24 protein-coding genes are annotated in these 21613 nt (G+C 38.1%); 16 read left to right on the top strand and 8 right to left on the bottom strand.

Features of this window, described 5'->3' with window-relative positions; translation table 11 throughout:
- Window positions 1-11: 11 nt before the first annotated feature.
- A complete protein-coding gene (locus CVS93_RS05690) occupies window positions 12-971 on the bottom strand; it encodes an SLAC1 anion channel family protein (RefSeq protein WP_107686912.1) in 960 nt (319 codons plus the stop codon).
- 83 nt (window positions 972-1054) lie between these two features.
- Between CVS93_RS05690 and CVS93_RS05685 the strand changes: the two genes are divergently transcribed.
- The 13 genes from CVS93_RS05685 (at window position 1055) to glyS (ending at window position 11081) form a co-directional block, all read left to right on the top strand.
- Complete coding sequence (locus CVS93_RS05685; RefSeq protein WP_087580643.1) at window positions 1055-1699, top strand: Crp/Fnr family transcriptional regulator; 645 nt, start codon at window positions 1055-1057, stop codon at window positions 1697-1699.
- A gap of 84 nt (window positions 1700-1783) precedes the next feature.
- Window positions 1784-3121: an NAD(P)/FAD-dependent oxidoreductase gene (locus tag CVS93_RS05680; protein ID WP_107686911.1), complete on the top strand. Its 1338-nt coding sequence runs from the start codon at window positions 1784-1786 to the stop codon at window positions 3119-3121.
- Window positions 3122-3131: 10 nt separating this feature from the next.
- Window positions 3132-3293, top strand: coding sequence for a DUF2892 domain-containing protein (locus tag CVS93_RS05675; RefSeq protein ID WP_021091464.1), 162 nt, complete (start codon window positions 3132-3134; stop codon window positions 3291-3293).
- 4 nt (window positions 3294-3297) lie between these two features.
- On the top strand, window positions 3298-3480 hold the full coding sequence (locus CVS93_RS05670) for a DUF2892 domain-containing protein (RefSeq protein ID WP_072594653.1): 183 nt from the start codon (window positions 3298-3300) through the stop codon (window positions 3478-3480).
- Window positions 3481-3603: 123 nt separating this feature from the next.
- Window positions 3604-4083 carry a 3-isopropylmalate dehydratase small subunit gene (locus CVS93_RS05665; RefSeq protein ID WP_054196874.1) on the top strand — a complete coding sequence of 160 codons (480 nt, stop codon included), beginning with the start codon at window positions 3604-3606 and terminating at the stop codon, window positions 4081-4083.
- Window positions 4084-4086: 3 nt separating this feature from the next.
- Window positions 4087-5154, top strand: coding sequence for a 3-isopropylmalate dehydrogenase (gene leuB / locus CVS93_RS05660; protein WP_107686910.1), 1068 nt, complete (start codon window positions 4087-4089; stop codon window positions 5152-5154).
- Window positions 5151-5396, top strand: coding sequence for a hypothetical protein (locus CVS93_RS05655; RefSeq protein WP_021091490.1), 246 nt, complete (start codon window positions 5151-5153; stop codon window positions 5394-5396). The genes leuB and CVS93_RS05655 overlap by 4 nt, the downstream gene beginning before the upstream one ends.
- Entirely contained in the window at window positions 5393-5809 is a 417-nt protein-coding gene (locus CVS93_RS05650; protein ID WP_107686909.1) for a CiaD-like domain-containing protein, read from the top strand. The genes CVS93_RS05655 and CVS93_RS05650 overlap by 4 nt, the downstream gene beginning before the upstream one ends.
- Window positions 5769-6956, top strand: coding sequence for a CCA tRNA nucleotidyltransferase (locus CVS93_RS05645; RefSeq protein WP_107686908.1), 1188 nt, complete (start codon window positions 5769-5771; stop codon window positions 6954-6956). Before CVS93_RS05650 ends, CVS93_RS05645 begins: the two co-directional genes overlap by 41 nt.
- Before the next feature lie 74 nt (window positions 6957-7030).
- Window positions 7031-7510 carry a tRNA (cytidine(34)-2'-O)-methyltransferase gene (locus CVS93_RS05640; protein ID WP_072594657.1) on the top strand — a complete coding sequence of 160 codons (480 nt, stop codon included), beginning with the start codon at window positions 7031-7033 and terminating at the stop codon, window positions 7508-7510.
- Entirely contained in the window at window positions 7507-8910 is a 1404-nt protein-coding gene (locus CVS93_RS05635; protein WP_107686907.1) for an endonuclease/exonuclease/phosphatase family protein, read from the top strand. Before CVS93_RS05640 ends, CVS93_RS05635 begins: the two co-directional genes overlap by 4 nt.
- Before the next feature lie 3 nt (window positions 8911-8913).
- A complete protein-coding gene (locus tag CVS93_RS09765) occupies window positions 8914-9066 on the top strand; it encodes a hypothetical protein (protein WP_159071526.1) in 153 nt (50 codons plus the stop codon).
- The gene (gene glyS / locus CVS93_RS05630; protein WP_107686906.1) at window positions 9063-11081 is read left to right on the top strand and encodes a glycine--tRNA ligase subunit beta; all 2019 of its coding nucleotides are present in this window, start codon (window positions 9063-9065) and stop codon (window positions 11079-11081) included. Before CVS93_RS09765 ends, glyS begins: the two co-directional genes overlap by 4 nt.
- Window positions 11082-11122: 41 nt before the next feature.
- On the opposite strand, the gene CVS93_RS05625 is transcribed toward glyS, so the two are convergent.
- From CVS93_RS05625 to alaS, 6 genes are all read right to left on the bottom strand, one after another.
- A complete protein-coding gene (locus tag CVS93_RS05625; RefSeq protein ID WP_107686905.1) occupies window positions 11123-12697 on the bottom strand; it encodes a phosphoethanolamine transferase in 1575 nt (524 codons plus the stop codon).
- 77 nt (window positions 12698-12774) lie between these two features.
- On the bottom strand, window positions 12775-13062 hold the full coding sequence (locus tag CVS93_RS05620) for a ComEA family DNA-binding protein (RefSeq protein ID WP_107686904.1): 288 nt from the start codon (window positions 13060-13062) through the stop codon (window positions 12775-12777).
- Between the two features lie 9 nt (window positions 13063-13071).
- A complete protein-coding gene (locus CVS93_RS05615; protein ID WP_107686903.1) occupies window positions 13072-15000 on the bottom strand; it encodes a transglycosylase domain-containing protein in 1929 nt (642 codons plus the stop codon).
- Entirely contained in the window at window positions 14997-15539 is a 543-nt protein-coding gene (maf, locus tag CVS93_RS05610) for a septum formation inhibitor Maf (protein WP_107686902.1), read from the bottom strand. Before maf ends, CVS93_RS05615 begins: the two co-directional genes overlap by 4 nt.
- On the bottom strand, window positions 15536-16036 hold the full coding sequence (locus CVS93_RS05605) for a 3-isopropylmalate dehydratase (RefSeq protein WP_084042051.1): 501 nt from the start codon (window positions 16034-16036) through the stop codon (window positions 15536-15538). Before CVS93_RS05605 ends, maf begins: the two co-directional genes overlap by 4 nt.
- A complete protein-coding gene (gene alaS, locus CVS93_RS05600; protein ID WP_107686901.1) occupies window positions 16033-18591 on the bottom strand; it encodes an alanine--tRNA ligase in 2559 nt (852 codons plus the stop codon). The genes CVS93_RS05605 and alaS overlap by 4 nt, the downstream gene beginning before the upstream one ends.
- Window positions 18592-18758: 167 nt before the next feature.
- Here alaS and CVS93_RS05595 point away from each other — a divergent pair, with 167 nt between their 5' ends.
- From CVS93_RS05595 to CVS93_RS05585, 3 genes are read left to right on the top strand one after another with little or no spacing between them, the layout of a single operon-like run.
- Window positions 18759-19628, top strand: coding sequence for a Gfo/Idh/MocA family protein (locus tag CVS93_RS05595; RefSeq protein WP_107686900.1), 870 nt, complete (start codon window positions 18759-18761; stop codon window positions 19626-19628).
- Window positions 19628-20581, top strand: coding sequence for a ferrochelatase (hemH, locus tag CVS93_RS05590; protein ID WP_107686899.1), 954 nt, complete (start codon window positions 19628-19630; stop codon window positions 20579-20581). Before CVS93_RS05595 ends, hemH begins: the two co-directional genes overlap by 1 nt.
- A gap of 49 nt (window positions 20582-20630) precedes the next feature.
- Window positions 20631-21092 (top strand): response regulator, encoded by a 462-nt coding sequence (locus CVS93_RS05585; RefSeq protein WP_107686898.1) that lies wholly within the window; start codon window positions 20631-20633, stop codon window positions 21090-21092.
- A 53-nt stretch (window positions 21093-21145) separates the two neighbouring features.
- Here CVS93_RS05585 and CVS93_RS05580 read toward each other — a convergent pair whose 3' ends face one another.
- Entirely contained in the window at window positions 21146-21613 is a 468-nt protein-coding gene (locus CVS93_RS05580) for a phosphatidylglycerophosphatase A (RefSeq protein ID WP_103648224.1), read from the bottom strand.

Here is a 21613-nt window from a genome sequence, read left to right as displayed (position 1 = left end):
TTGAGCTAAGGCTATTTTTCCGAAAAAATTTCGCCGCTTATTATAGATTTAACCGTTAAAAATCCGACTATCAAAATCGAAGCGACTAAAGCCGCAAAAGCGCCGACTCCTAAAACTAAGTAAAAATCGCTTTGCGTAATTTCGTAAGCTTTTAAAAACGCTATGGAGCTAGCGGCCGTCGGGAAGGTAAAAGCCCACCACGATAGGGCGAATTTGAGTTTAATAAATCTTTTATACGAAAAAAGTATAAGCGCCGCGAAAAATACGTTTATATTAAGCAGTATTGCCGCAAAAGCGTCGAATTGCTCGGTTAATTTTACGTATCCCAAAAACGCCATAGCCGGCGGCGCTAGCGTAATGACTAGCGTCGGGATGAATTTGTCGGCTAACTTATCGCAAAAGACTAGCCTGTAAAATATAACGGTGAATAAAATAATCCAGAAAAATAGCCCCAAACTAAAATAATACCAGATCGCTTGAGATTTTTCGGCTATGATCGGGATTAGCAAGTTGCCCACTACGGGGATAAACCATGCCGGATTTAGCGTCGCGATATCGAATTTTTCGTCGATCCAAAAAGAAATTACGTAAAGCGTAAAAATCGTTTGTAAGCCTAAAGCCGCGTAAAAAAGCGAGTAGTATAGTCTCGGCGCGTCTTTGTAGGCTAGAGCTAAAAGAAAAAGCGAGATGATAAATCCGCCGAAAAAATTTATCCTTATAGGGTGCGAAAATTCGGCCTTTACCTCTTCTTTAAATTTTAAAAGCTTAAAGAAGTAAAACGCCGAAAGCAGGCAAAATACCGTGCAGTCTAACGCTCTAAGCGCCGAGAATATCTCGCCCGGTAAATCAAATATCTCGCTTAATTTCTTATAAGCCGCGCAAAGCCCTCCAAGCCCCATAGTACCGGCAAAAAGCATAATCGGAAGCGATTTTATTTTGCTTTGCGAGTCGTTTTGCTTAACGTCGTGCATTGTTTTTCTTTTCGTATTAAATTTTTATGCAATATTACCTATAATAAGGTTAAATTTTTGTAACGAAGTCACGAAAGGGCAAAATGCTAAGCGAAGAGTTAAAAGAAATTTTGCGCGAGAGATTTACGAATAATTTCGATCTAGCAAGCGAGGATCTAAATGCGATCTTTGCTAACGCGTATCTAAAAACCGTAAAAAAGGGCGATATATTTTACTCCGGAAACGATTGCTTTGGATTTATCCTTATACTAAAAGGCGTTTTAAGGGCGTTTGTGTCGTCTAGTGCAAAGGAAATAACGATATTTAGGCTAACTAAAGATGAGAGTTGCGTGCTGTGCGATACGTGTTCTATAAATTCGCTAGAAAATAAAGTAAGCGTCGAAATCGAACAAGATAGCGAGATTATCGTTATTCCGGCGCGAATTTACAAACCTCTTAAAGAAAAATATCCAAGTATTTTAAATTTTACTCTAAAAATCGTAGCCGATCGGTTTGCCAGAACGATAAACGTTATGGAGCAAGCTTTGTTTTTGCCGCTTTCGGCGCGGATTATGAATTTTTTATCTCAAAGCATCGAAAATCTAAACGAAAATTTTATAAAAATAACTCACGAAGAGCTGGCGAATCATCTAGGAAGCGCTAGAGAAGCGGTATCTAGGGTGCTTAAAGAGCTTGAGAGAAGCGGGCAAATAACGCAAAGCCGCGGTGAAATAAGGCTAGTTTCTTAAAATTCTCGTTTTAAGGTAACTTTGTTACGGAGAGGGCGGTCTTTTTTAGGTAGCATTTCATAAACTCGTTTTAAAGGAGAATTTATGAAAGGACTGCAAAGAAGAGACGCTTTAAAGCTAATGGGGGCCGCGGGACTAGCCACGAGTATGAGCGGTTGCTCGGTAACGGGTGGCGAAAACGACGATATAAATTCTAAAATCGTCATAATGGGCGCAGGACTTAGCGGTATCGCGTTGGCGGCTAAACTTAGAAGAGATATGCCTAACGCCAAGGTAATTCTCGTGGATAAAGACGAGAAATTTTACTACCAGCCGGGCTTTACGCTAATCGCCGTCGGAATTTACGAAGCTAGCGACGTCGTTTACGAAAAAGCGGATTATATCCCGCAAGGAGCCGAGTGGATACGCAAAAACGTATCGGAAATAAAGCCCGAAGCAAATCTACTCGTCCTAGACGACGGGAGCGAGTTGGGATATGATTATCTAATCGTAGCAAGCGGCGTGGAATACGACTTTGAAGCCGTTAAGGGGCTAAGCTTAGAGGATATTAACGATACGAGCGGCAATATATCCTCCGTCTACACTCTACAAGGCGCCGTAAAGAGCAACGAGCTGATGAAAAAATTCTCTCAAAACGGCGGCGCGGCGGTATTTTGCGATCAAAAAACCCCGATGAAATGCAGCGGCGCTAATAAAAAAGTAACATGCATGAGCGAAGATAGGCTGAGGTTGGCCGGCAACCGCGATAAAGGCAGCGTTAATCTTTACGTCGGCGGCGGCAAGCTTTTCGGCGATCCGACTTATGCCGCGGCGATGACTCAAATAATGATAAAAAGAAAGATAAAATTTAATCTTCGCCACCAAATCGTAGCCGTCGATAAAAGCTCAAATACCGCTACTTTCGAGTTTTGGACGGCGTATAGGCAAAACGGCGAAGATAAAATCGCGTCCGAGCTAATCGACGTAAAATACGACTGGCTTCACTTGCCGCCTAAGCAAAAAGGAAGCGAAATTTTAGCTCGCGCCGGCCTAACCAAAGAGGCCGATAAGCTAAATTTTCTAGCCGTCGATAAATACAGCCTGCAAAGTACAAAATTTAAAAATATATTCGGTATCGGCGATATTTGCGGATTTGCGTCCGGCAAAACGGGGGCTAGCGTTAGGAAAATGTATCCGATCTTAGCTAAAAATTTAGCCGATACGATAAAAGGACGAGAACCTAGCGAGAAATTTACCGGATATACGGCTTGCCCTTTTATCACCAAATACGGCAAGGCTATAATGGTAGAGTTCGACTGGGAGGGAACGGCTCCGACGTTGGAGTGCTTCGGCGCTACTAGAGAGAGCTACATGAGTTGGCTGGTTAAAATTTACGGATTTAAACCTATGGTTATGAACGGAATGCTAAAAGCTTTAGCTTAAAGGAGATAAAATGAGCGTTTTAGATAAAACTATACGTTTAATTATAGCGGCGATTTGGTTTTTTATTTTCGGATTTATTTGCGACTGCTGGTTGTGGACGGTCGGGTTAATTCCGCTTTTAACGGGATATTACGGTTACTGCCCGCTTTATAAAATTTTTAAAAAAAGGTAAAAATATGGTAAGCGTAAAAAGTAGAATTATTAGGGTCGTACTGGGGCTAATTTTTACGGTAGCGGTTTGGTATTTTTACGAGAGCTACTGGGCGTTAATCGGGTTAATCCCGATTATCGTCGGCGTTACGGGTTTTTGCCCTGCGTGTAAATTCCTAGGCAGGTGCTCTTTAAATTTAAAAAAATAAAAGGGGCGTTTAGCGCCCTTTGCCTTGCCCTTTAGCCGTTTGGGCCACAAATTTTATTCGCCGTTTGATGAATTATTTAGCTACTTTTGGCTAAAATCTCGAAAATTTAAAAAAGGCGAAACGATGAATAAAGTTTGGAAATTCGGCGACAATATCGATACCGATATAATTATCGCCGCCAGATACTTAAACACCTCCGACGAAAACATTTTGGCAAAACATATTATGGAAGATGCCGATCCTAATTTTAGCTCCAAGATAGATAAGGGCGATATTATCGTAGCGGGCGAGAATTTCGGCTGCGGTAGCTCTCGCGAGCACGCTCCTATCGCGCTTAAAGCCGCCGGTATAGGCGCGGTGATAGCTAAAAGTTATGCGAGAATTTTTTATAGAAATAGCTTTAATACGGGACTTTTGATACTTGAAATCAAAGAAACGGACGAAATAAACGAGGGCGACGAACTAAAAATAGACGTAGATAACGGCGCGATCGTAAATTTAACCAGCGGCAAAGAGTATAAATTTAGCCCCATACCGCCGTTTATGCAAGAGCTTTTAAACGCCGGCGGACTTATAGAATACGCAAAAGTAAAGTTGGATTAAATAATGAGAGAATATAAAATTTGTGTTATAAAAGGCGATGGCATCGGCCCTGAGATCATAGATGAAGCTATAAAAATTTTAGATGTCGTTAGCGCTGAGTTTGGGATAAAATTTGAGTACGACTACAAGCTTATGGGTGGTGCAGCTTATGATGTATTTGGCATGCCTTTGCCAGATGAAACGCTTAACTCTGCTCTAAACTCTGATGCTGTGCTTTTTGGAGCGATAGGCGGCGAGAAGTGGGATAGCTTGCCAAGACATCTAAGGCCAGAGAGCGGGCTTTTAAAGATTAGAAAAGAGCTAGAAGCTTATGCAAATTTACGCCCAGCCATTGTTTTTGATGAGCTAGTGGATGCTAGCACGCTGAAGCCAGAGGTTTTAAGAGGCGTTGATTTTGTCGTGGTTCGTGAGCTAACAGGCGGACTTTATTTTGGACAGCCACGTGAAAAAGGCGAAGATAGAGCGTTTAATACGATGGTTTATACTAAAATGGAGATCGAACGCATCGCAAAGATCGCTTTTGAAACAGCAATGCTTCGCAAGAAAAAGGTCTGCATGGTCGATAAAGCAAATGTGCTTGAGACAAGTCAGCTTTGGCGTGAGGTGACTAGCGAGGTGGCAAAGGGCTATCCTGAAGTAGAGCTTAGCTTTATGTATGTGGATAACGCGGCGATGCAGCTAGTAAGAGCGCCAGCAAATTTTGACGTCATACTTACTGAAAATTTATTCGGCGACATTTTAAGTGATGAAGCGAGTATGGTCTGTGGCTCGATAGGGCTTTTGCCAAGCGCTAGTATGGGCGGTAAAGTGGGAATTTATGAGCCAATACACGGCTCAGCTCCAGACATCGCAGGGCAGGGCATAGCAAATCCAATCGCAACAATTTTAAGTGCAGCGATGATGCTAAGATACGCATTTAGCGAGAGTGACGCCGCAGATGCGATAGAAAATGCTGTGAAAGAGGCACTTGCAAAAGGTTATAGAACAAAAGATATCGCTGCTTTTAATGCGGTTGAAATTTGCTCAACTAGCGAGATAGGCGATGTTATCGCAGGATTTATCAAAAAATGAAAAACACAATCACTGAAGCACTGATCTACGAAGCTCAGGGGCTAAAAGATGACGCACTTGAAATTTATAAAAATATCTTAAAGCAAGATCCGTCAAACAAAGATGCCCTTAGCGCGATAAACCGCCTGAGCGGACTTCGTAAAGAGCGAGCGATAAAAAACGAGCAGATGAAAGAGTTTTTTATAGCGATGAAAAGTGATGAAGAGATAAATGAATTTAAAAGGTGGTTGATAAGATTATGAAGCTTGATGATATCGCTAGAATGGCAATCAGTGAGGTTAGCGCTGAGCTTGAGAAAATAGAAGCATTGCAAAGTAAAAAGCAAGAAGAGCTCGAGCGAGAGAATTTAAAAAAAGAGCTTTTATCCATAGAGACTAATGAAAATGCACTAAATAACGAGCTAAAAGTTGAGACAAATTTACAAAATGAGCAAGCGTTTGAGGTAAAAGAGGAGCCAGCAAGTCTAACAAAAAGTAGAGAGGTGAGCGAAGAGAAAATTTTCTTAGCAAACCTTGCTGAGCGCATAGAAGTGCTTTTTGAAGGGCTTAAACAAACTAGTGAACAAAATCTTGCTTCAAGGCTTGAGCTAACGACAAAATTTTTAGAATTTACCCTTGCAAATATCGAAAATAGACTCCAAAATCTCTCAAAATAAGCCATTAGACGGCTCAAAAAATGAGATAAAAATCAAAAATGAAATTTATAAAAATAGCGAGCTAGACTTTTTTAGATCGCTATTTGCTCCATTTACTTCACGTGTCTATCTAGTTGGTGGCTGCGTGAGAGATGCGTTCTTGGGGCGAGAAATTTATGATTATGACATCGAAGTTTATGACATTGAGCCTTTAAAATTTAATGAGCTAATGGCTAGCATAGGCGCTAGCGGAGTTGGTAAAAGCTACTTCATCTATAAATATAAAAACTACGACATTGGGCTGCCAAGAAGCGAGAGTAAGACTGGAAATTCGCACAAAGACTTTGCGGTAAGCTATATTAATGATCCCAAAATGGCGAGCCTTAGGCGAGATTTTACGATAAATGCCATGATGATGAATATCTTTAATGGAGAAATTTTAGACTTTCATGGTGGGGTGCAAGATTTAGCAAACAAGATATTAAGGCACATTGATAGTGAAAAATTTAAAGAAGATCCACTAAGGGTGCTTAGAGGAGTGCAGTTTAGCGCGAGGCTTGATTTTAGCATAGCTGATGAGACGCTAGCTCTTATGAAAAGCCTTAGTTTGGAGCATCTAAGCAGAGATAGGATAAATACTGAGCTTATTAAATTCTTTCGCGCAAAGTATCTAGAAAAAGGAGCTTACTATCTTTTTGAACTTGGACTTTTTAAAGAAATTTTTGGTGTGCAAATTTATAAAGATGATGAGTTTTTAAGTGATCTTAAGAGTGCTAGAGAATTTGTGGATGATGAGAGGCTATTTTTGTATCTTTTGTTTGGCAAATTTGAGCTTGACGCAAAGGAAATTTTAGAGAAAATGCGTCTGCCAAAGAGCTACTTTTCTATCTTAAAGCAGCCTTATTTTAATGACATGCCAAGCGATAAAGAGCTAATGCAAATTGCTCTAAATATGCCTATAAAATCATGGTTTGGAGCTTATAATAAAGAGCGGATAGAGCGTGCCAAGAAGCTTGGAATTTATGAGATGAAATTTGACGCGAAGGTCGATGTGACAGAAATTTTATCAGCTGGTTTTAAAAACGAAGAGATCGCAAAAGAGATAAAACGTAGGCAAGAGCTTGAAATTTCAAAATATTTAAGCGAGCGTAAGCCTAGAAAAGATTAGTCTTTAAAACTCTTAAAAGCCCATTTTGGCTAAAATAGGCTAGTTTATAACACTTTTTAAGGCAAAGAAAGCTTATGTTTAACATAGTCCTAGTCCATCCTCAGATACCGCAAAATACTGGAGCTATCGGTAGAATGTGCGTTAATGCAAATTTAAAGCTACATATCGTTAAGCCAACGGTCTTTGATCTGAGCGAAAAGGCTGTTAGACGAGCAGGGCTTGACTACTGGAAAATTTTAAATCCAAAAATTTGGGATAGTTTGGAAGAATTTTTAGAAGCAAACTTAAGCCACAAGGATAGATTTTTCTTCGCTACCACAAAGACAAATAGGCTTTACTACGAGGCTAGGTTTAAGCCAGGAGATTTTATATTTTTTGGTGGCGAGAGTACTGGGTTGCCAAGAGAATTTATGGATATAAATTTTAAAAATGCCATAACCATACCAATGGGAAAAGAGGGCAGAAGCTTAAATTTAGCTATGAGTGCTGGCATTATCGCGTATGAGGCGATCAGGCAAAATATCACTGAATTTGACTTTAGGAGTGAGATTTGAGAGTAGTTTTTGCTTTGGTTTTTACCATTTTAGTGGCATTTGCGAGTGAAATTAGCATCGCAACTTATAATGTGCAAAATTTATTTGATTGCAAAGATGATGGTAGCGAGTATCTTGATTTTAAAGTAGGCGTATCCAAATGGGACTGCGATGCAGCTGATTCAAAACTACAAAGAACAAGACAAGTCATAAATGCATTAAATACTGACATTATCGCACTTCAAGAGATCGAAAATGAGCAGGTTTTAAAAGCTCTGGCAAGTGATAGCGAGTATAAATTTGTTAGTTTTACAAAGGAGAAAAACTCGCCTGTTGGGCTTGGGCTTATTTCAAAGTTGCAACCAAGTGGCAGTGAAATTTTTAAAGTTCCAAACGTAAAGACAAGAAATATTTTAAAGGTTGTTTTTGAGAAGGAAGGCAAGAAATTTAGCATATTTGTAAACCACTTTCCAACTTATAAAAATGGCATAAATATGCAAAAAAAGGCTGAAAAAACGTTAAGAACGGCTCTAGGTAAAGAGAAAAATGCAATTATTTTGGGTGATTTTAACTCGCCCTTTGGACAAAAATCCATCCTAAATGACATCATTGCAACGAGAAATTTTTATGATCTTTATAAAGAGCTTGAGCCAAAAGATAGATATTCTCACGCAGTGCATGGCAAAAAAAGAGCGATCGATCATGTTTTGCTTTCACCTAGCTTTATGGAAAATGGCGATCTAAGCTATGTTAGTGGTAGTTTTGAAGTCTTTAAACCAAGCTTTGCAGTCGATGAAAAAGGCTTTGCAAAGAGTGACCTTTATTCGGATCACTTTGCATTAAAGTTTAAAATTTCAACTGATCCAAGTCCAGTGAAAAAAGGCTTTGTGAGTAAAATTTTTAAAAAAGATGAAAATAAAGCCAATAAAAAAACAAGCGAGCAAAACTATAAGACGGCTGATGTAGATACACTTTTTGATCATCCAGGGGCAGTACCAGTCGTGATTGAAAAAGCGGTTGTTATCTTAAAAGATAAACATGGCTTTTTTATCTCGAAAAATCACCGTGGAATTTATGTCTATGATCCTAAAAATAGCGTTACTGTAGGCGAAGAGCTAGATATTTTAGTAAGGCGAATGAAAATTTATAAAGATGCGCTTGAAGTCAGCTCTTATGAGATCATAAATGAGCATGGCACAAAAGATATTAGCGAAAATTTACTAGATGCATCGCAATTAAGTGAAGCTAGAAGTGGCGATGTCTTTGCTAAAATTTCTGGCAGACTAGAGAGAGGCTATCTGCATACACCATACGGTAAGATCAGGGTTTATAGTAAGAAAAAGCTAAGAGATGGCGAGTATAGTTTTGAAAACGCGAGAGTTAAAATTTATAAGAGAGAAAACCAAATCGTTGTGGAGTAGAGAGTGCAAATTTTAGATATTTTTATGATTACGGCGTTTGTTTTATTTTTTATTTTTATGATAAGAGGCGTCGTTTTGCAGTCACAAGAGAAGGAGAGGGCAAGAAAAATGGTAAGAGAAAAAAGAGAAAATTTTAATAAAAAGAGTGAAATATGAAAGAGTTATTGTTAGAAATTGGAGTTGAAGAGCTTCCAGCGATACCATTTTTAAGGGAGCTGCCAAACATCAATGCTAAATGGCAGGCTGTGCTTGAAAAATACAACATCAAAAGCGAGTTTAAATTTTACTACACGCCGCGCCGTTTGGTCTTTTTCCATGAGAAATTCCCGCAGGCTCAGCCAGATAGCGTGGCTAGTTTCGTTGGCGCACCAAAGCAAGTAGCGCTAAAAGACGGAGCTTTTACAAAGGCTGCACTTAGCTTTGCAAATAAATGCGGCATAAGCGAGAGCGAGCTTAAATTTAAAGAGATAGACGGCAAAGAGGTGCTTTATCACGAAAAAGAGGTAAAGGGCGAGCCGGTTGCTAAGATAATGGGCGACATGGTCGAGGAGTTTTTAAAGAGTCTAAATTTTGGCAAGTCTATGCGCTGGGGCAATGGCGAGTTTGAGTTTATCCGACCGATAAGATCGTTTTTGTGTTTGCTTGGCGATGAAGTCATAAAATTTAATAAATTTGGCGTTGAGAGCGGTGATTCAACCTATCCACATAGAAGCATTAGCTATGACAAGATAAAAATTTCAAACATAAAAGAGTATTTTGAAGGCTCAAAGAGCCGTGGTATCGTGCTTAAAGCGGATGAGAGAGAAAAAATAATCCTTGATGAGTTTGAAAATATCAGCCAAAAAAGTGGGCTAAAGATCGAGATAGATAAAGAGCTGCTAGCTGAAGTCGTGGCGATCACCGAGTATCCGACAGCACTTCTTGGCTCGTTTGAAGAGGAATTTTTGGAGGTGCCAAGCGAGGTTATCATCACTTCTATGAAAGAAAATCAGCGCTACTTTCCAGTCTTTAAAGATGGTAAGCTCGCAAATGGCTTTGTAGTCGTTAGTAACGCCATCACAAAAGACTACTCGCTCATCATCAAGGGCAACGAAAAGGTGCTAAGAGCAAGACTAAGTGACGCGATGTTCTTTTGGCAAAGCGACCTAGCGCACGAATTTGGTCCAGAAAAACTAAAAAATATAACATACCTAAAAGAGCTTGGAAGTATCTACGAAAAAGAGCTTAGAGAGCTAAAAGTGGCTAAAAAGCTTGCTAGCAACTATGACGAGCTACTCAAAAAAGAAGTGGGTGAATATGAAGCAAAGCTTGAGCGAGCTGTGATGCTAAGCAAGGCTGATCTTACAACTCAGATGGTTTATGAATTTACCGAGCTTCAAGGCATCATGGGTGCTTACTATGCAAAGGCTAAAAACGAGGATGAAGACGTCGTTTTAGCCATAAAAGAGCAGTATTTGCCAGATGGCGAGGAGGCGCAGTGCCCAAGTAAGGTATTTAGCTCGGTTGTAGCGCTTTCAAATAAGCTTGATACGCTAATGGGACTCTTTAGTATTGGCAAAATCCCAAGCGGCACCAAAGATCCATACGCTTTAAGGCGTGCGGCTAATGGCGTGATAAAGATCGTTTTGGCTCATAATTTGAAATTTAATGTAAAAGAAATTTTAGAAGATATTGCAAAAGAGTATAAGAAATTTGATGTTGAAGTGCTTATAAATTTCATCCTTGATAGGCTTTACACTTTCTTTGACACAAATGCTTCTATCGTAAAAGCGTGCACAAAAAGCGGCGAAAAGGATATCTTGGAGCTAACCAAGATGATAGAGGCACTTGCTAAAATTTCAAGTGAGCCAAGCTTTCGGGAGAATTTCTCGACATTTAAACGCCTTGCAAACATCATAAAAGATGATAAATTTAGCAAGGTCGATGAGAGTCTCTTTGAGATAGACGCTGAAAAAGCCCTAAATGATGCATTTAATGCAGTTGATAAGAGCCTAGCATATGAGCCAAGGCTAAAAGCGCTATTTGCTCTAAAACCGCAGATAGATGAGTTTTTTGACAAAGTTATGATAAATGTTGAAAACGAGAAAGTGCGAAACAACCGCATCGCAATAATTGTTCAAATTTATAGCGAGATACTAAAAGTGGCTGATATAAAAGAGATCAGCTTTTAAATTTGCGCCAGCTTCAGGCTTTGCCTAGGCTGGCTTTAAATTTACTTCCTAAAAATATCAAATTCTGGCTCATAGACCTTAGTTTTTATTCCAAAATATCCAAGAACTGAGCTAAATATAAAATCATGCGAAAGGCTCTCATCTCTCCTAGTTTTTAGCCTTTTCAAAAGTTCGCTATCGCTTGAAAAGACTATGGCTGGGATGTGTTTTTGCTCATCTGGAGCGATGGAATAAGGCAGACCATGTAAATATATGCCATTTTCGCCTAAGCTCTCTCCGTGATCTGAGAAAAAGAACATGGTGACTTCAAATTCATCTTTTCTTGCTTCAAGGGCGTTTATTAGCTCGCTTTGTAGATAGTCCTCATATAAAATGGTATTGTCGTAGGTGTTTGCTATTTCTTCTGGCGTGCATTTGTTTAGCTCGGCAGTATCACAAGTTGGGGTAAATTCTTTAAATTTGCTTGGGTAGCCTTTGTAGTAGATAGGGCCGTGTGAACCTTGCAGGTGTAACACGATAAAGGTGGTGGAATTTGCATCTTTGATGACCTTTTTTGCCTTATCAAATATCACTTCATCAAAGCCTTCTGCTCGATGATCTGAAGTATGGTTTTGATCAAGATTGTCACAAACGCCCTTGCAACCGCCACTATTGTTGCCAAAAAAGTATGTCTTTATACCAAGCTTATTGATGATATCAACTAAATTTTCACGAGCTTTTGCTTCACGGTTGCTAAAATTTTCTCGCTTTAAGTCTGAAAATAGGCAAGGTACACTAGTCTCTGTGGCTGTTCCACATGAGTAGAAATTTGTAAAACTTACCACACCTTTTTGTTTAGTAAATTTATTAGTATCATTTTTGGTATAGCCATTTAGTGAGTAGTTTCTGCTTCTTTGCGTCTCGCCAACTATCAAAACTAAAATTTTCTTTTTATTATCAGCTAGTACCGCATCATCTGCTACATAGGTAAAAGGTAGTGGTTTTTGAGTGATCGATTTTACTAGTTTTATAGCTGAGTAGATGGGATAGTATGGGAGCAATGCGGTTCTTAAATTCGAGTGTTCTCTAAAAAATGGTATAAAAATTTTAGACGTTAATGAAAATATGATAGCTATCGCAACTATAGAAAATGAGATAATTTTTGCTCTTAATTTAAGCTCATTTTTGAAACTATCATAGTTAATCTTTACAAATGCTACATATATGCAAGGTAAGATGGTTGTAAAAATTATCCAAAAAACTAAACCTGTGCTAAAGTAGCTAAAGGCTTCTTTGGTGTCGGTGCGTAGGACGTTTAATAACATATCTTTATCTATAATAACACCATAAGCTTGCATAAAGTAAGCAGATATGCCACTTGCTAAAATCAAAATAATTGCAACTGGCTTTAGCAAAAAAGGCAAAAATAAAATACAAAAAATACTTGCGAAAACCAAGATAAAGACAATTGCAAATATAAGAAAAAAGAATATGGAAAAAGAGAGTTGATTATTTTGTAGAAAGCCTGAAAAAACGCCCTTGTATAAAAATATATAATTTATAAAAAATATATAAGCAGTAAATAAAGTTAGAAACTTTAGAAAACTGATACTTTTAAATTTATTAATATTTAGCATCTCTAACCAGCCTTTATAAAAAGCCATAATAATAGGACTCAAACGTAAATGGCTAGAAATTTTAAATAAAAATAAGATTATTTTTTCTTGCCTTTGGAGTTTTTTGCTTCAGTTTTTTTGGCTTTTGCATTCTCTTTTATGCTAAGTTTTTCTTTAACTTTTTGCATATCGTTAAAGCCGATACCTTGGACTTTTTCAAGCTCATCGATACTTTTAAATTTATGGGCTTTTCTGTATTTTATAATGTTTAACGCTTGACCTTTACTTAGCCCAAGCCCCATTAACTCGTTTTTGCTGGCCGTATTTAGATTAGCGCCATATGCAATACTTGCGACTACTAAACAAAGTAAAATTTTAATCCTCATATTATCTTCCTAAAATAATAATCCATCATTTTCTTGATCTTGTATAATATCATTTGCTGGCATATTTTGAGGTAGTGGTGAGTCGTTTGTGTAGTATTCGTCACTGCCTCCATAATAGCCTTTATAAACACCATCTGGCTGCTCAAATGCACGTCTTAAAGTAGGATAAAGCTTAATATAGCCTTCCATAAATTTCTTAAACACAGGTGCGGCTGTTCTACCACCACCCTCAATCTTTTTCATAGGGCTGTTGTCGTCATTTCCGTACCATATTATCGCTTCAATATCAGGCGAGTAACCACAAAACCAAGCATCGATGTTGTTATTTGTCGTGCCGGTTTTGCCAGCGATCTGAATGCCGTTTATTTTAGCGTTGCGTCCAGTGCCGTTATTTACGACATTTTGAAGAAGTGTCGTCATCAAAAATGCTTGTTCTGGTTTTAGTACCTGCTTTCTTTGTGGTTCATAGTCCATCGACGCACCAAAACTATTTTCTATATGCTTAATAAGTGTCGGCTCAACCATCTGGCCCTCATTTGGGAACATCGAGTAAAATTTCGCAAAGTCAAGTGGCGAAATCCCAAAACTTCCAAGTGCGATAGATAAATTTTCTGGGATATCATTAAAGCCCATATCTGTAAGCTGTTTACGAACCGAGCTAAGACCAAGATCGTTTAGCAAATTTATGGTTGCGAGGTTACGCGACTGGGTTATTGCTGATTTTATAGTGATATAGCCTTGAAAACCGCCGCTATAATTCTTTGGCGTCCACTCTTTGCCATTGCCCATGTCAAATGTCCTGGCGATATCAGCCACTTGAGAAACGACTGAGTAACCGCTATCAAGTGCTATTTGATAGATAAACGGCTTAAAGCTAGATCCTGGCTGGCGCTTGCTTTGAGTGGCACGGTTATAACTGCTTTTTGCGTAGTCAATACCGCCAATTAGAGCTAAAATTTGACCACTTTGTGGATGAGTAACTACTATAGCTCCATTTAGGATTTCTGCATTTGCTTTTTTATCGCGTTTTAAAATTTCATTATAGCCATAGACTAGAGCTTCTTGAGCGATCTTTTGAACATTTAGATCAACTGTGCTTTGTATCTTATAGCCGCCAGTTTTTATATCGTCAAATTTCTTTGAAGCCTCTTTTATTATCTCATCGACTACGTAAGGGGCTTTATTTCTTGTGAGTGTATCGTCAAAGACCGCTGGCTCTTCAAGCACGCCCTTGCGGTACTCATCCTCATTTATCCAGCCGATGCTATACATTCTCTCAAGTACTCTATTTGCACGGCTAAGCGACAAGTCAAGGTGCTTTGTAGGATCATAGGTACTTGGAGCCTTTGGCAAGCCAACTAGCATGGCAACCTCTTTTATGCTTAGCTCATTTAGCTCTTTTCTAAAATATCCCTCAGCTGCTGTTTTTATGCCGTAGTAGCCATGTCCAAAATAGACGTGATTTAGGTATCTTTCGATGATATCTTCTTTGCTAAGCTCGCTTTCAAGCTTCATAGCAAGCACGATCTCTTTTATCTTTCTTGTAAATTTCTTCTCACGGCTTAGAGCCAAATTTTTAATGAGCTGTTGTGTTAGTGTTGAAGCTCCCTCGACTAGTTTTCTGGCCTTGATATCTTTTATGGCAGCCCTTGCCATAGCTTCTACGTTTATGCCACCATGCTCAAAGTAGCTCGTATCTTCGATAGCTACTAGTGCTTCGATGACACGTGGCGGGATGTCGTTATATTTTACGTAAATTCTATTTTCTTCAAAGATATTTGCGATGAGTTCGTTGTTTCTATCAAAAATTTGCGTTGTAAGCTTTGGTTTATAATCAATAATAGCGTAAGCATCAAATCTAACTTGCGAATAAAAATATAAAAATGCTCCGCCAAGCGAAATGGCAACTATAAAGATAAATGCCAGGATATATTTCATAAAAATGCCTTTAATATTTTTAAATTTAGCCCCATAGCGGTGCTGGTTTCGCCGTGTTGGGAGATGATATATTTTTTATTAAAATTTTCTATCGTCATGGCTCCAGCCTTGCCTTGCCACTCATTATTTTTTATGTATTCATTAAGGTCATGCTCGTCAAATTTTTTAAATTTATACGTAGTCTTACTTACGTTTATAAGCTCAAATTCGCCTAAAAATATCATCGCCGTATAGACACTGCATTCGTTGCCACTTTGTAAATTTAGCATGGCAATCGCTTCTTTTTCGTCCTTTGCTTTACCTAAAATTTTATCTCCACACGCCACACAGCTATCTGCAAAGAGCAAATTTTTAAGACCCATGTTTTCTTTTAAAAATTGCTCTTTTTTAGCTTTTACGACGTTTTGGACATAAATTTCAGGCTTTACGTTCTTTTCTATCTTGCTCTCGTCAAACTGGAAAGAAATTTGAGTGAAATTTATGCCAGCATCTTTTAATAAATTTGCCCTTGTTGGCGAGCTTGAAGCGAGTATTATCATAAAAATACCTTATAGCTTATGCCAAGATAAATGGCTGCTAGAGAAGCTAATAAATTTAGCGGTGTGAAGTAATAAATTATAACGATCAAACTCTCATTTAGCTCGATCATTTCATGCGATCTTAGTGCTTTTAAGGCCTTTTTGTATCTATAAAATATATAGCTTAAATTTAATAGTAAAAATAGTTCTATTGCGCATTTTGTTGCTACCATTGCACTTGCCATAGGATTTGTCAAATTTGCATCATAAAATCCAAAAATTATAACCACACTTGTCGCTATCACGCAAAGGATTAGTATGAAAATCGCAATGCCAAAGCGTCTTATAATGTGAAGTAAGATGTGATAGCGTTCCTTGTCTTCAAATTTATTTTTTATAAAGTAGCTTCCAACAAGCACAAGACCGGCTTGTAGCCCCACAAAAAGAGCTACAAAGCATACATGCAAAAATAGTACTACTTGGTCAAATTTTATAAAAGCTATATCGTAATGACTCATTTTTCTAAGGCTTGCCTTGCGTACTCAAGTGAGTCTTTTATCGCATCTTCTATCATCGATGCATCTTTGCCACCGGCTGTTGCAAAGTCATCTTTACCACCGCCATTGCCACCTAGGATTTGTGCTGTAAATTTTACCCAAGCACCTGCCTTTAAAGGAGCATTTTTGACTCCAGCTGCAAGAGAAATTTTGCCACTCTCATCGGCTTGGATTAGCAAAATAGCAGCACTTTCATGCTCATTTTTAAACTCATCTATCAAGGTTTTTATATCTCCACCATCTACGCTTGTGACGCAAAGCTTGGTTTTATTTATGTCTAAATAGACTAGCTCATGAGAATTTTTAGCATTTTTTAGTTTATCTTTTAAAACTCTTAATTCATTTTTTAGCTTTTTGACCGCATTTAGTGGCTCGGCACTCTTTAGCTCATCTTTTAGCTCATCAATCTCAGCTCTAAATGATTTTGCTAAATTTAGCGCAGCCCTTGAGCAAACAGCCTCGATACGCCTAACGCCAGCACTTACGCCGCTCTCTTTTGTGATGAAAAACGATCCGATCTCGTCTATATTTTTAACGTGTGTACCACCGCAAAGCTCTTTGCTGACGTCGCCAAAGCTAACGACTCTTACATTATCAGCGTATTTTTCATTAAATAGTGCGATAGCTCCACTATTTTTAGCATCTTCAAGTTTCATAAGTTCTGTTTTTGAGTTAGCACCATTTAGTATCCACTCATTTACTAAATTTTCAACCTTTGAAATTTCTTCGCTAGTAAGTGCTTTTGGATGAGAGAAGTCAAACCTTAGCCTATCTGCTTCTACACTTGAGCCAGCTTGAGCGATATGCGTGCCAAGCACGTTTCTAAGGGCTGCATGAAGCAAGTGTGTGGCGCTGTGGTGACGTGCAGTTTCTGCTCTATCACTGCCAACTTCAAGCTCTACTTCATCGCCAACTTTTAGCGCTGCGCTAGTTTTTACCAAAGATAAATTTAGCCCATGAAATTTTTGCGTATCAATCACATTTGCTTTGCCTACTATCTTACCGCTATCGCCGCACTGACCGCCACTTTGAGCGTAAAATGGAGTGACATCAAACATCACCCAGCCCTCTTTGCCAGCATCTAAGCTATCTACATTTTTAAATTCTTCATCAAGCAGGGCTAAAATTTTACTTTTACTCTTAAGCTCTTCGTAGCCTACAAATTTATTCTCACCAAATTTCTCAAGTAGCTCTTTAAAATCGCCCTTCGCACTCTTGTCGCCACTGCCTTTCCAAGCAGCTTTTGCACGTGCTTTTTGCTCGCTCATAAGCTCATCAAACCTTGCTTCATCGACCTTTAAGCCCTTTTCTCTAAGCATATCAGCTGTTAGATCAAGTGGAAAACCAAATGTGTCATAAAGCTTAAACGCAGCCTCTCCGCTAAAAATTTCTTTTGTATTTTTAAGCTCGCTCTCAAATAGCTCTAAACCGCTTGCAATAGTCGCTAGAAATCTCTCTTCTTCAAGCTTTATCTGCTCTTTTACAGCCGCTTTTTTCTCATTTAAATAGGTGTAGTGCTCGCCCATTAGCTCGCAAACTTTATCAACAAGCTTATACATAAATGGCTCTTTTATGCCTAGTAAGTATCCATGGCGGATCGCACGGCGTAAGATACGGCGAAGCACGTAGCCACGGCCTTCTTTGTCAAATGTCGTACCCTGAGCTAGCAAAAATGTGACTGAACGGATGTGATCGCTTATGACGCGGTAGCTAGCGCCACTTTCATAGACGTATGGCTTGCCACAAAGCTTTGCTACTTCGCTAATTAGTGGCATAAAAAGTGTGCTGTCGTAGTTGCTAAATTTACCTTGCAAGATAGCAGTAACGCGCTCAAGTCCCATGCCAGTATCGATGCTTGGCTTTGGTAGCGGGCTTAACTTGCCATCAGCGCTTCTTTCATACTGCATGAAAACAAGGTTCCAAATCTCTAAAAATCTATCGCCATCGCCGCCCATGTAGTCCTCAGGCGTGTTAAAGTGCTCAGCGCCTTGATCGTAAAAAATTTCGCTACAAGGGCCGCATGGTCCAGTATCGCCCATCTGCCAGAAGTTATCATGATCGCCAAAGCGGTAAATTCTCTCTTTTGCGATGTGAGTACTCCAAATTTCAAATGCTTCATCGTCGCTTTCGTGAACGGTTACATAAAGTTTGTCTTTTGGTAGTTTTAGTACTTCCGTTACAAATTCCCAAGCATAAGAGATCGCCTCTTTTTTGAAGTATTCGCCAAAGCTAAAATTTCCTAGCATCTCAAAAAACGTGTGGTGGCGTGCTGTGTAGCCGACGTTATCAAGATCGTTATGCTTACCGCCAGCTCTTATGCAGGTCTGACAGCTAGTGCGAATAGGTGGTGTTGGGCGTGGCACTTCGCCTGTGAAAATACTCTTAAATGGCACCATACCAGCGTTTGTGAAAAGTAGCGTTGCATCATTTGGCACGAGTGGTGCAGAAGCTACGACTTCGTGACCTTTTGATTTAAAAAAATCAAGATACGCCTTTCTTATATCTAAATTTTGCATTTTTATCCTCGTTAGTTTTAAAATTTGCTCGATTTTAGCTAAAAATCGTTTGTAAATTTATAAAAAAATACAAAATTAATTTTTGCTTAATATATTTTATAAATTTATTTGTTTAAAAGCGATTTGCAATTAAAATAGCCTAAAAATTTATAACTAAAAGGTCTTTAGTGAAACTCAAAATTGGCATTGTTGGATACAATCTAGCTGGCAAGCGGCACTATATGGAGCTAAGGCGTTCTGACAAATTTGAAGTTTGTGGAGTTTTTGATAAAGAAAATAGAGATGATGCTTGCAGAGCTCCGTTTTTTGATGAGTTTAAGAAATTTATAGAAGTAGCCCAGCCACAAGCTGTCGTGCTTTGTTTGCCTCAACATGAGATTGTAGAGGCCTTTTGTCAGTGTGCAAAATATTGCCAAAATATCTTGATTTCAAGACCGATATTTAAAAACGTGAGCGAGCTAAAAGAGATAAAATATGCTTCAGTGGTAAATAAAGTAAGAGTTTGTACTGGCGTAGATGAGCGCTTTAACCCAACTATCGTTTCATTAAAAAAGGCACTTTTAAAAGAAGAAGAAATTTATAGCATTTCAATTGCGCATTTTAGACCACTTTGTGAGGGAAATATTATAAATGAGCTTTCACTTTGCGATATAGACCTTGCGAAAAATTTAGTAGATAGTGAAATTTGTAGCTTTTTTTATACTCAGGCAAATAAAACAAATACCAAAATATGCGACAATGTTGGAATAAACATTAAAATGAAAAATCAAATTTTGGTGAGTATTACTGATTCTTTTTGTGGATCTTTAGAGCGTTTTAAAATAGAAGTAAATGCCAAAGAAGGTGTTTATTTTGGCGATCTTATTGATTATAAGCTTCATAGGGTTAATGAAAATGGTCAGATGAATTTAAAAACCGATCCTTTAAACAATGAAATAAAAGCCCAATATGATGCCTTTTATGATCTTTGTCAAAGCGGCGAAAGTAGCGAGCTTTCAAGCATTGATGATGCGATAAAAATTAAGGAGTTGTTTTGATGAAAAAGGCACTTTTGCTTTTAAATATGGGTGGGGCAAATAGCCTTGCTGATGTAGAAATTTTTTTAAAAAATATGTTTAATGACCCTTATATTTTGGGTATAAAGAATAAATTTTTAAGAAAATTTGTAGCTTTTATGATCACAAAAGGTAGGCTAAAAACGGCTAAGCATAACTACGAACAAATAGGTGGCAGATCACCTATTTGCGAGCTTACGGCTAAGCTTTGCGATAAAATTTTAAGCTTACAAAATGAGTTTGATGCAGTTGATTTTGCGATGAACTATACTTCACCATTTGCAAAAGATGTGCTTAAAAAATACGAAAATTTTGATGAGATAGTGCTTTTGCCACTTTATCCTCATCATTCACAAACTACAATAACTTCGAGTTTAGATGATTTTAAAAAAGCAAAAGATGAGCTAGAGATAAAGGCTAAAATTTTGCTTTGTGGGCCATTTTACGATGATGAAATTTATAATAAAATCATAATCTCGCACATAAATGAAGCTATAAATAATATAGATGTAGGCGATGTGGAGCTTATCTTTTCGGCTCATTCGTTACCTCAAAAAATTATCGATAAAGGTGATGTCTACGAAAAGCATATAAATGAGCATGTGCAAATTTTAAGCAAAATGATAAAAGATAGCGGATTAAACTTCAAAGAGATAAATTTAGCCTACCAATCGCGTCTTGGGCCTGTAAAATGGCTAGAGCCCTCACTAAATGAAATTTTGGCAAAGTGTAAAAGTAAAAAGGCTCTTATCTATCCACTCTCTTTTTGTATTGATAACTCTGAGACCATTTTTGAGCTAGTTATTGAGTATGCAAAGATCGCAAAAGAGCTAAATTTTAGCTTCTACAAGGTTGTTTGGTGCCCAAATTTTAGTGATGAGTTTGCTAATTTTATCTTACAAAAAGTAAAAACAGCCAAAGAGATTAATTTTTAGGAATAAATCTTGCTTATAAAATATATCTCAATACAGTAAAAGGAGATATATGAAAGTACAAAATAATGACATAATCGATTATTTATTGCAATCAGGCTCAAGCAAAACTAAAGATAAAAAAAATAGTTTTGATGAAATTTTAAGCCTTGCTATGGATAAGATCGCAAGCGATGCAAAAATTTCAGATAAAGTTGAACAGTTTAAAAAAAGGCTTACTGAAATCGGCGCAGTTGGTTTTATAAGCGAGCTAAATTCTAATAAGATAGAAGAGAAAATAGCCCAAAAGAAAAAGGAGCTAACAGAACTTCTAGGTATAGATGATCCCGCAAAAACACAGGATCAAAAGAATGAGCTGCTTAAGATAATGGATAAAATTTTGAGCGATTATCGCAAAGAGCTAAATGTAGCACTTGCCAATCAGGCTCTACTAGAGAAGCAAAAAAATCTTAATAGTAAGAGTAGTAGCTCGGTTAATCTAAGTTCTGTTTTAAATGAGCTAGGACTTGCTTAAAATTTATATAAAAGATATTTAAGCCTATATAACTTTGCCAAAAATCTATATTTTTACGGCAAAGTTATGCCAAATTTTATAGTAGCTCCGTATATTATTGCGCTAATTATTCCAGCAAAAAAGCCAGCCACCATATCATCGCCCATTACGCCAAGGCCACCTTTTACATTGCGGTCGATCCTGCCTATTATCGAAGGCTTTTTAATATCAAGCACTCTAAAAAGCACAAGCGAGAGTATGAGTTGAGAGATCGTAGCTCCGCTAATGGCAATAGCAAGCCAAACTCCAGCAACTTCGTCTATAACGATAAAACTTTCATCGTGAGAATTTACCTTTTTTTCAAAATCATCTATAACGCTAATGCTTACCAAAAATAGCAAAATACTAGCTAGAAAAAGCGTGGTTGATGATAAAAAATAAAGCACAAAATAAGCTACCACAGCGCCAGCGATAGAGCCCCAAGTGCCAGGCGCTTTTGGCAAAAGTCCAAATCCAAAAAAAGTTAAAAATAGTTTTTGCAT

Origin of the sequence: Campylobacter concisus (genome assembly GCF_003048535.1) — a bacterium.
GTDB lineage: Bacteria > Campylobacterota > Campylobacteria > Campylobacterales > Campylobacteraceae > Campylobacter_A > Campylobacter_A concisus_S.
The sequence above is the reverse complement of the archived record's forward strand: the minus strand, read 5'-3'. Positions and strand labels throughout refer to the sequence as shown.

Excerpts from the sequence above, each read along its gene's own strand:
- CVS93_RS05650 (WP_107686909.1), top strand. The coding sequence starts at position 5,393 with ATGAAGCTTGATGATATCGCTAGAATGGCAATCAGTGAGGTTAGCGCT.
- CVS93_RS05685 (WP_087580643.1), top strand. The coding sequence starts at position 1,055 with ATGCTAAGCGAAGAGTTAAAAGAAATTTTGCGCGAGAGATTTACGAAT.
- glyS (WP_107686906.1), top strand. The coding sequence starts at position 9,063 with ATGAAAGAGTTATTGTTAGAAATTGGAGTTGAAGAGCTTCCAGCGATA.
- CVS93_RS05655 (WP_021091490.1), top strand. The coding sequence starts at position 5,151 with ATGAAAAACACAATCACTGAAGCACTGATCTACGAAGCTCAGGGGCTA.
- maf (WP_107686902.1), bottom strand. The coding sequence starts at position 15,539 with ATGATAATACTCGCTTCAAGCTCGCCAACAAGGGCAAATTTATTAAAA.
- CVS93_RS05670 (WP_072594653.1), top strand. The coding sequence starts at position 3,298 with ATGGTAAGCGTAAAAAGTAGAATTATTAGGGTCGTACTGGGGCTAATT.
- CVS93_RS05580 (WP_103648224.1), bottom strand. The coding sequence starts at position 21,613 with ATGCAAAAACTATTTTTAACTTTTTTTGGATTTGGACTTTTGCCAAAA.
- CVS93_RS05640 (WP_072594657.1), top strand. The coding sequence starts at position 7,031 with ATGTTTAACATAGTCCTAGTCCATCCTCAGATACCGCAAAATACTGGA.
- CVS93_RS05690 (WP_107686912.1), bottom strand. The coding sequence starts at position 971 with ATGCACGACGTTAAGCAAAACGACTCGCAAAGCAAAATAAAATCGCTT.
- leuB (WP_107686910.1), top strand. The coding sequence starts at position 4,087 with ATGAGAGAATATAAAATTTGTGTTATAAAAGGCGATGGCATCGGCCCT.
- CVS93_RS05615 (WP_107686903.1), bottom strand. The coding sequence starts at position 15,000 with ATGAAATATATCCTGGCATTTATCTTTATAGTTGCCATTTCGCTTGGC.
- CVS93_RS05605 (WP_084042051.1), bottom strand. The coding sequence starts at position 16,036 with ATGAGTCATTACGATATAGCTTTTATAAAATTTGACCAAGTAGTACTA.
- alaS (WP_107686901.1), bottom strand. The coding sequence starts at position 18,591 with ATGCAAAATTTAGATATAAGAAAGGCGTATCTTGATTTTTTTAAATCA.
- CVS93_RS05675 (WP_021091464.1), top strand. The coding sequence starts at position 3,132 with ATGAGCGTTTTAGATAAAACTATACGTTTAATTATAGCGGCGATTTGG.
- CVS93_RS05665 (WP_054196874.1), top strand. The coding sequence starts at position 3,604 with ATGAATAAAGTTTGGAAATTCGGCGACAATATCGATACCGATATAATT.
- CVS93_RS05620 (WP_107686904.1), bottom strand. The coding sequence starts at position 13,062 with ATGAGGATTAAAATTTTACTTTGTTTAGTAGTCGCAAGTATTGCATAT.
- CVS93_RS05585 (WP_107686898.1), top strand. The coding sequence starts at position 20,631 with ATGAAAGTACAAAATAATGACATAATCGATTATTTATTGCAATCAGGC.
- hemH (WP_107686899.1), top strand. The coding sequence starts at position 19,628 with ATGAAAAAGGCACTTTTGCTTTTAAATATGGGTGGGGCAAATAGCCTT.
- CVS93_RS05625 (WP_107686905.1), bottom strand. The coding sequence starts at position 12,697 with ATGCTAAATATTAATAAATTTAAAAGTATCAGTTTTCTAAAGTTTCTA.
- CVS93_RS05680 (WP_107686911.1), top strand. The coding sequence starts at position 1,784 with ATGAAAGGACTGCAAAGAAGAGACGCTTTAAAGCTAATGGGGGCCGCG.